Here is a 2676-nt window from a genome sequence, read left to right on the forward strand (position 1 = left end):
GGTGTAGCGGTAGTTCACCGTCCCGCCGCTGGCTGTCCCGCTGTAGCTCAGCAGGGTCAGTATTCCCTCCCCAGTGTTCACACTCTGCGTGCCATTGAAGCCCTGCAGTTGCGCCAGGGTGTACGTGGTGCCTCCTATCACCACGTTCAAGATGCCGTCCGAGGCCGATACCGTGAAGCTACCCGTCACCGTTTCAGTCGTGGCCCCCGCATTCGACCCGTTCGGATTGAGACCCGATTCGTATACCAGGTGGTCAGGACCGCTCGCTACCGCCGTCACCACGCTAGAGGTGTCGTTCGACCCCTTGATATTAATGGTCAGCTTGGCGATGCTCTCGTCACCGTCCGCGTCCTTCATGGTGTACCAGACGTCATAGCTCTGGTCGAAGGCCGACGTCAGCGCCTGGGTCGCCGGACGGCTGTTGTCCAGCGCATAAGTCCAGCTGCCATCGCCGTTTTGCACGAAGGTACCGTAGGTCGTCAGCGCGGTGACTGCCGCACTGTTGTTGTGCCCGGTAGCGCTCCAGCCCACGAAGGCCGCCGGGGTGTCTGCCCCCACGGTGTCGTTGCTCAGCACGTTGCCGTTCAGGCTGCCCGCCACGTCTTCAGTGACAGAACCACCCAGCTCATTAGTGGCCTTGGGCACATCGTCTTCGACATGGATCAGGAAGCTGCCGGCCAAGGTGCCAGTGCCGCCTGTGGCCTTCAGGATGCTGGTGAAATCCAGGGTCAGCAGTTCGTTGTCATCGCCATTACCCAGCGGATGATCCAGCGACTTGACCAAGTTGAACTGATAGCTGCCATTTGAACCGACCTGAAGTGTGAACACAGTCGCCCCATTGGCCGTGGCAGTCAGGGTATCACCCACTACCGTATAGACCAGCGCCACGCCACCCGAACTGGCCGGGGTTACACCACTGGTATTAGTGTTGAGGCTGATGGTCGCGGAATTGTCCGGGCCGACAATCAAGGGGGCAACGGTGCCACTGACGCTATTGGTGACGCTGTCACTATCGGTGATCCCGCTTGGCAACTCATCCTCATCGACATAAGCCTCCACCGAGCCCACATCTTCGACATACAGATGCAGGGTGGCCGTGGCCGGATCGCCGTCCTTATCGATCAGGATGTATTGGAAGTCTTCGGTGAGATCACCATTCACATTGGCGGGAGCCTGATAACTCCATGCCCCAGTGGAGAAGTTGAAGCTCAGCTTGCCACCCGCGGGAGTAGTGACGGCCGTCAGCTGCTGATCGCCATCGAGCACCCCGTCCCAGCTGTAGGTGGTCGCGCCAATCTTGATGGACTGGATATAACCTGGACCATCAGCGCCATAGGCATCATCGTCCCCACCACCCACGACATTGTTTGAGCCGCTGAGCACATTGCCTTGCACCAGGCCGCCTATCACCTGATTGAGCAGGGTGTTGACCAGGTCACTGAAGTTATTAACCCGCAGCGGCATGTTGTTCGGGCCGGCATCCAAGTCGACTTCTTGCAGGCGGACATCATTGATCCCATTGCCAATGCCTATGGTGGTGACATTGACCAGGTTGGTATCGACGAAATTGTTCCAGTTGGTTGCCACCGTGTTGGTGAGTGAAGCACCACCTGGGCCGGTTTGTTCATTGGGGTCACCATCGCTGATGAAGACAACCTGGTTACTCCAACCCGGGATCGGCGTGTAAGAGATCATGGTCTGCTCAATGGCATCGGTGAAGTCGGTGCTGCCATTGAATGGACGTATACCGCCGGGCTCCTGCGGGTTCAACGAATTAACCAGATTAGTGAACGCGGTGACATTATCGGTTGGCAAATACGCGATGGAATCGCCGGAAAATGCCACTATCTGGATCTTGACTTGGCCACCAGAGGTATTGAACAGCGCCTGTCCTGCAGTACGTACTGCATCCAGCATGATGTTCAGCTCGCTATTGTCGATACTGCCGCTGAAGTCGAGCACGAATACCATATTGATGTTCTGAGACTGACCGGCAAGCACGGTAGCGTAGTCATCTTGGGCCACAGGAATATCATCCTGCACATCGATGACGAATGACCCTTTCGTGAAGCCCTGGACCCGATCACCATCCCCATCGGTAGCAACCAGGACACCCGAGAAGTCGATAGGTACCGGCAGCAACTCATTATCGCCATTCGGCAACCCTTCCTTGACAGGATGATCCAGCGGTCCCTTCAGGGTGAAGGAGTAATCACCGTCAGCAGCCACCGTCAAGGTGAAGATCACTGTCCCGCCTGCAGTTGCTGTCAACACATTGCCCGCCACGCTATAACTCAGCGCCACGCCACCGCTGCTCAGCCCTTGTGAGACCAGTGAACTGACGTTATTCGACAGACTGAATACGCCAGGACCATCGGCCCCGAATTCCACCAAGGTATTCAGAGAGCCCGAAGTATCACTGACCGTGGTGGTCTGCCCGGGCCCTTCATGGTTGCCCTCATGGGGAGCACCGCCAGCCAGTGTCAGGGCATCCTCCTGTACCGAGCCATGCACAGTGGGGCCTTGCCCATTACCAGACTGCACGGGGCCATCGTCCTCGAAGCGGAACACGCCGCCGGTCCCCAGATCGATGCTGGCCTTGGCGTTGTCGCCATCGGCATCGGTCACTGTCTGCACCAGGGTCAGCACACCGCTGTTCAGGGTCAGGCTGACGCT

General features: G+C 57.9%; 1 protein-coding gene. It reads right to left on the reverse strand.

Annotated elements, in window-relative coordinates; translation table 11 throughout:
- The coding region (locus tag AB5Y91_RS13530) for a DUF5801 repeats-in-toxin domain-containing protein (protein WP_368170023.1) at positions 1–2676 on the reverse strand (2676 nt) is incomplete at both ends.

Origin of the sequence: Aeromonas sp. R4-3 (assembly GCF_040908275.1) — a bacterium.
Taxonomy (GTDB): Bacteria; Pseudomonadota; Gammaproteobacteria; order Enterobacterales; family Aeromonadaceae; genus Aeromonas; species Aeromonas rivipollensis.